Below are 5,721 nucleotides of genomic sequence, written 5' to 3'. Positions count from 1 at the left end.
TGGGATTGAACCAGTGACCCCTACCGTGTCAAGGTAGTGCTCTCCCGCTGAGCTAATCGCGCCTGGTGTGGCGGTCTTGCAGCAGACCCCGAAGGATCCGACGTGCGCGATACTGGGATTGAACCAGTGACCCCTACCGTGTCAAGGTAGTGCTCTCCCGCTGAGCTAATCGCGCCTGGTGTGGCGGTCTTGCAGCAGACCCCGAAGGGCCCGACGTGCGCGATACTGGGATTGAACCAGTGACCCCTACCGTGTCAAGGTAGTGCTCTCCCGCTGAGCTAATCGCGCGCACGGGGACGCCCCCGGTGGAACCGGGGGATCCTCTTGGAGGTGGAGACGGGATTTGAACCCGTGTACACGGCTTTGCAGGCCGTTGCCTCGCCTCTCGGCCACTCCACCAGGCAACAACATGAAGAACGATCTTACACTGTTCTCCATCGAGCGGACGACGAGATTCGAACTCGCGACCCTCACCTTGGCAAGGTGATGCTCTACCAACTGAGCCACGTCCGCCTGTCTCCCAGGGCCTTCACCGTTTTTCCCGGCTGCGCTCCCTGGCGACGTGTTGAACTCTAGCGGATTCCCGGGCCAGCTAAAAATCCGTTCCCGCAGCGTGCCGAGGGGATGCCCGCCGAGCGCGGTCGCGTCCGCCTCCGACCGCGGTCATCGGCCGCCACCTGCGGCGCTCCTGGACGATCACCCGCAGGCCACCCGGCGCACACCCGCGCGACGTCCGCCACTGCTCACGCTGCTCACGCCCGAGGGCGTACGCCTGAGCGCACGCACGGTCACACAGGGCCGGGCACGCGCCCCCGACCTACACTTCAGGCACCGCCGCCCAGCACACCGCGCAGGAGAACCGTGTCCGGCCACCCCGACCCCAGCACCCCGCTCGCCCGCTTCGGTGGCCGCCTGGCCACCGGACTGCGCGACGTCACCTCGGACCCGGCCGCCCTCGACTCCTCCGGCTACTGGGCCGTCGCCTACGACTTCGAGGGCCGGTTGACCTGCGCCCGTTTCGACGAGCTCCGCCCCGCCCCCGCCCCGCCCTCCGGGGCCGGCTGGCGGGGACCGGAGGCCGGCAGCTGGCACAGCTCCCTGGACCGGGCCGGTTACCTCGCGGGCGTCCGCCGCATCCGCGAGCACATAGCCGCCGGCGAGGTCTACCAGGCCAACCTCTGCCGGGTGCTGTCCGCGCCGCTGCCCGACCCGGAGCTCAGCGACATCGACGCCCTCACCGGCCTCCTCGCCCACGGCAACCCCGCCCCCTACGCCGGCACCATCCGGCTGCCCGAGCACGGCGTCGAGATCGCCACCGCCTCACCCGAGCTCTACCTGCGCCGCAGCGGCCGCACCGTCTCCTCCGGCCCGATCAAGGGCACCGGCCGCACCGAGGACGACCTCCTCGACAAGGACCACGCCGAGAACGTGATGATCGTGGACCTGGTCCGCAACGACCTCGGCCGCGTCTGCGCCACCGGCAGCGTCACCGTCCCCGACCTCTGCGCCGTCGAGAAGCACCCCGGCCTGGTCCACCTGGTCTCCACCGTCGAGGGCACCCTGCGCGAGGGCGCCGGCTGGCCCGAGCTCCTCGCCGCCACCTTCCCGCCCGGCTCCGTCACCGGAGCCCCCAAGTCCAGCGCCCTGCGGATCATCGAAGCCCTGGAGACCGCCCCGCGCGGCCCGTACTGCGGCGCCGTCGGCTGGGTCGACGCCGACCGCGCCGAGGGCGAACTCGCCGTCGGCATCCGCACCTTCTGGCTGGACCGGACCGACCCCGGCACGCCCGTCCTGCGCTTCGGCACCGGCGCCGGCATCACCTGGGGCTCCGACCCCGAACGCGAGTGGGCGGAAACCGAATTGAAGGCCGCCCGACTGGTCGCGATAGCGTCGGGCAGCGAACCCGACCAGGCCGGGGCCTGAGCCACACCGTCACCGGCCACCCGCTGAGGAGCAGCCCCCGATGCACAACCGCACCACGAGCTGGGTCAACGGCACCCTCGTCGACTCCGCCGACGCCGCCGTCTCGGTCCTCGACCACGGCCTCACCACCGGCGACGGCGTCTTCGAGACCATGAAGGCCGTCGACGGCAAGGCCTTCGCGGTCACCCGCCACCTCGACCGGCTCACCCGCTCCGCCCGCGGCCTCGGCCTGCCCGACCCCGACCACGACCTGGTCCGCGAGGCCTGCGCCCGGGTCCTCGCCGCCAACCCCGCGCCGCTCGGCCGCCTGCGCGTGACCTACACCGGCGGCCCGGCCCCGCTGGGCTCCGAGCGCGGCACCACCGGCCCCACCCTCGTGGTCGCCCTCGGCGCCATCAACCGCCGCCCGGACGAGACCGCCGTCGCCGTCGTCCCCTGGCGCCGCAACGAGCACAGCGCCGTCGCCGGCCTCAAGACCACCTCGTACGCCGAGAACGTCGTCGCCCTGGCCGCCGCCCACCGTGTCGGCGCCTCCGAGGCCCTGTTCGCCAACACCGCCGGCCGGCTCTGCGAGGGCACCGGCTCCAACGTCTTCGTGGTCATCGGCGGGCGCCTGCTCACCCCCGCGCTCGCCTCCGGCTGCCTGGCCGGCATCACCCGGCAGCTCGTCATCGACTGGTGCGGAGCTGAGGAGGCCGACCTCCCGCTCGACGCCCTCCAGGACGCCGACGAGGTCTTCCTGACCTCCACCACCCGCGACGTCCAGGCCGTCACCCGCGTCGACGACCGCGAGCTGGCCGGCATCGGCCCGGTCACCGCCAAGGCCATGAAGGTCTTCACCGAGCGCAGCGGCGACGACCTCGACCCGTGATCCCCGCCTCGGTGGTCCCTGCCCCGTGATCCCCGTCCCGCGGTCCCCGTCCCCGGGAGCCGGAACCGGCCGCGTGGCGGGCGCCGTGGATAACCCTCCGGCCAGGGGGAAGGGACCACCACATGACCACCACGCTGCGCCCCGAGGGCCCGGAGACACCCACCGCGGCCGGCGGCCGCACCAGACGCTGGCGGATCCTCTCGAACGGCCACCCGGTCGGCGGGCTGCGCACCACCGCCACCCCGCACGGCGGCCGACTCTGGGGCGAGATATCGGAGTTGGAAGTCACCGACGGGCGCGGCCGGGGCCGCGGCACGTTCGGCGCGCTGGCCGCGGAGGAGGTGTTGCGCCACTGGGGCTGCGTCCGGGTGGACGTCAGGATCCCCGAGTCGGCGCCGATCGCCCGCGCCCTCGCCGCCGCACTCGGCTACGCCGAGCGGATGCGGACCCTGACCAAGCGCCTCACCGACGCCCCCGCCCTGCCCGCCGGACCGACCGCGCGCCCGATGGACGCCGCCGCACTCCAGGACTGGCTCGACGGGGGCGCCGAGCGCTTCGCCCGCGCGCTCGTGGCCTCCGGCCTCACCGAGGAACAGGCGCACGCCAAGTCGGGCGGCGGCAGGCAGAACCTGCTCCCACAGGGCGTCCAGACCCCCGGCGTCGTGCTGCGTAGCCTGTACGGCGCCGACGGCGGGCCGGAGCCGTACGGCTCGATCTGGGTGGCCCTCCACCTGCGCGACCTGCCGGACGGCGAACCGCTTGCCTGGGTGATGGTGGTCGAGGTGTCCCCGGCCCACCGGGGCCGGGGACACGGCCGCACCCTGATGCTGCTCGCCGAGCGGGAGTGCCTCGCCGCCGGGGTGCGCAACCTCGGGCTCAATGTCTTCGCCGACAACGCGGTCGCCGTCCGGCTCTACGACTCGCTCGGCTACTCGGTCACCGACCGCCTCTACGGCAAAGCACTCTGACGTGCCGTCAGGACGCCCGGGCCGCCTCGATGACGGCCACGATCCGCTCCCGCAACCCGTCCTGGCTCCGCCCGCCGTCCAGGCGCTCGCCGCCGATCACGTACGTCGGCGTGCCCGTGACCCCGATCGCCTTCCCCTCGGCCTGGTCGGCGTCGACGGTCAGCATGTGCCGGCCGTCGATCAGCGCGGTGTCGACCTCGTCGACGTCCACCCCGACCTCGCGGGCGACGTCCAGCAGCACCTGCTGACCCCGCGCGTCCAGGTCCTCGACCCGGGCCAGCAGTGCCTCCACGAACGGCCAGCCCAGCCCCTGGGCGAACGCCTCCTCGGCCGCCTCCGCCGCGGCGTACGCGTGCTTGTGCTTCTCCAGCGGGAAGTGCCGCAGCTCCACGGGCAGCGCGTCGCCGTACTGCGTGCGCAGCGCCCGTACGTCGTCCAGTGCGGTCCGGCAGTCCGGGCACTGGAGGTCGCACCAGAACTCGAGGCGGGGGAGGGAACCATCGATCATCCCCCCAGTGTTCCACTAGTGGGCGCCCGCTCCGGCCGGCGGTGCGTCCGCGGGCGGACCGACAGGGAGGCACCGATGACCAGGACGACCGGACGCGAAGGGGTGGCCCCGTGCTGAGCGCGGCGATCAGCTTCATCCTCACGGCGGGCGGGGTGGCCGTCGCGGGCCTGCGGGCCTACCAGCGGCGCTTCCTGTCGGCGACCCGCTGGTTCGCGGTCGCCCTGCTGCCCGCCGGGCTCTACCTGACCGGGCTGTTCCCGCTGGCGAGCACGATCGGCCGGGCGTTCACCGACTGGGCGGCCAAGCTGGTCCTCGACCCCCGGGTGTGGACCGGCATCGTGCTGCTCGGCGTCTCCGCGGTGCTGCTGGTCACCACCCGCTGGGTGGGCCGCCGCGGCACCGTCGAGGCCCCGCCGGAGCGCCCGGCGGCCGCCGGACCGGCGCCCGAGCGTCCGGCGGTGGCACCGGCGCCCAAGGCGCCGAAGAAGCAGGCCGGGGGCAAGCGCGACGACGGCCTCGGCGACTTCGCCGACATCGAGGAGATCCTCCGCAAGCGCGGGATCTGACCGCCGGACCCCGGGGCGGGGGCTCCGGGGGCCCGTGGACCTCAGACGGAGGGGACGGTCTCCGCCGAGCGCTGCCGCGCCCGGTAGGCGGCGACGTGCAGCCGGTTGCCGCAGGTGCGGCTGTCGCAGTAGCGCCGCGAGCGGTTCCGGGAGAGGTCGACGAAGACCCGCGCGCAGTCCGGCGCCTCGCACCGGCGCAGTCGCTCCCGCTCGCCCGCCATCAGGATGAAGGCCAGCGCCATGCCCAGCTCGGCCGCCAGGTGGTCGCCGAGCGCTGCGTGCGGCGCGAAGTAGTGGATGTGCCAGTCGTGGCCGTCGTGGTCGGTCAGCCGAGGCGTCGTCCCGGCCGCCGCGACGATGGCGTTGACCAGCTCGGCGGCCTCGGCGGTGGACTCCGTCCCGAACACCTCGCGCAGCCGGGTGCGCAGCTCGTGCACCCGGCGCAGGTCGTCCTCGGTCAGCGAGTCGATCTCGCTGATCTCCTGGCGGACCACGAAGGCGTCGAGCGCGGCGACGTCCGGCAGCCGCTCGGCGCCGCACACCTCGGGTGCGGTGTTGAGCAGCTCCACGAGGATGCTGAGCGCGCACTCGGTGTCATGGGTGATCAGCACGTTGGGGGCTCCTCGCGCAGGGGACTCCGATACCCCGCGTCACGGTTACCCCAGACCATACCGGGCCTTGTGCCGGAAGGGCGGCGCGTTCTTTCGAAGGCGTGTACGGATCCCGTCAGAGCGTCCGAAACCGGGCGCCGTCCCGCCGCCCTGCCGTTCAGGGCTTCGAACAGGAGGCCTGCGCACCGGCGCGCGGAGCCCGTCACCGTGCGCGACCCCGGACGGGCGTCGGCGCCCGGCACGGAGGCCGGCCACCCGAAAACGGGTGGCCGGC

The 5,721-nt window shown here is 73.4% G+C and carries 6 protein-coding genes and 4 tRNA genes; 4 read left to right on the top strand and 6 right to left on the bottom strand.

All coding sequences use genetic code 11. The annotated features are described in order from the left end of the window. Window positions 1-103: 103 nt before the first annotated feature. The 4 genes from AB0Q99_RS21270 to AB0Q99_RS21255 form a co-directional block, all read right to left on the bottom strand. Window positions 104-175, bottom strand: a tRNA-Val gene (locus AB0Q99_RS21270). Window positions 176-216: 41 nt separating this feature from the next. Next, window positions 217-288: transfer RNA gene (locus tag AB0Q99_RS21265), tRNA-Val, on the bottom strand. Window positions 289-325: 37 nt separating this feature from the next. Continuing rightward, window positions 326-399, bottom strand: a tRNA-Cys gene (locus AB0Q99_RS21260). Between the two features lie 41 nt (window positions 400-440). After that, window positions 441-513: transfer RNA gene (locus tag AB0Q99_RS21255), tRNA-Gly, on the bottom strand. A gap of 348 nt (window positions 514-861) precedes the next feature. On the opposite strand from AB0Q99_RS21255, the gene AB0Q99_RS21250 reads away from it, so the two are divergent. The 3 genes from AB0Q99_RS21250 (at window position 862) to AB0Q99_RS21240 (ending at window position 3,762) form a co-directional block, all read left to right on the top strand. Further along, entirely contained in the window at window positions 862-1,923 is a 1,062-nt protein-coding gene (locus AB0Q99_RS21250; RefSeq protein WP_363574011.1) for a chorismate-binding protein, read from the top strand. Window positions 1,924-1,963: 40 nt separating this feature from the next. Beyond that, window positions 1,964-2,794, top strand: a complete 831-nt coding sequence (locus tag AB0Q99_RS21245) for an aminodeoxychorismate lyase (protein WP_363574009.1) — start codon at window positions 1,964-1,966, stop codon at window positions 2,792-2,794. Between the two features lie 122 nt (window positions 2,795-2,916). Further along, on the top strand, window positions 2,917-3,762 hold the full coding sequence (locus AB0Q99_RS21240; protein WP_363574007.1) for a GNAT family N-acetyltransferase: 846 nt from the start codon (window positions 2,917-2,919) through the stop codon (window positions 3,760-3,762). 7 nt (window positions 3,763-3,769) lie between these two features. On the opposite strand, the gene AB0Q99_RS21235 is transcribed toward AB0Q99_RS21240, so the two are convergent. Beyond that, window positions 3,770-4,270, bottom strand: a complete 501-nt coding sequence (locus tag AB0Q99_RS21235; protein ID WP_363574005.1) for a DsbA family protein — start codon at window positions 4,268-4,270, stop codon at window positions 3,770-3,772. Between the two features lie 110 nt (window positions 4,271-4,380). On the opposite strand from AB0Q99_RS21235, the gene AB0Q99_RS21230 reads away from it, so the two are divergent. Beyond that, window positions 4,381-4,836 (top strand): hypothetical protein, encoded by a 456-nt coding sequence (locus AB0Q99_RS21230; RefSeq protein ID WP_363574003.1) that lies wholly within the window; start codon window positions 4,381-4,383, stop codon window positions 4,834-4,836. Window positions 4,837-4,877: 41 nt separating this feature from the next. On the opposite strand, the gene AB0Q99_RS21225 is transcribed toward AB0Q99_RS21230, so the two are convergent. Further along, entirely contained in the window at window positions 4,878-5,447 is a 570-nt protein-coding gene (locus AB0Q99_RS21225) for a CGNR zinc finger domain-containing protein (RefSeq protein ID WP_363574002.1), read from the bottom strand. Between the last annotated feature and the right edge of the window lie 274 nt (window positions 5,448-5,721).

The organism is Kitasatospora sp. NPDC086791, assembly GCF_040685975.1.
GTDB lineage: Bacteria > Actinomycetota > Actinomycetes > Streptomycetales > Streptomycetaceae > Kitasatospora.
This window is presented reverse-complemented; position numbering and strand designations above follow the sequence as displayed.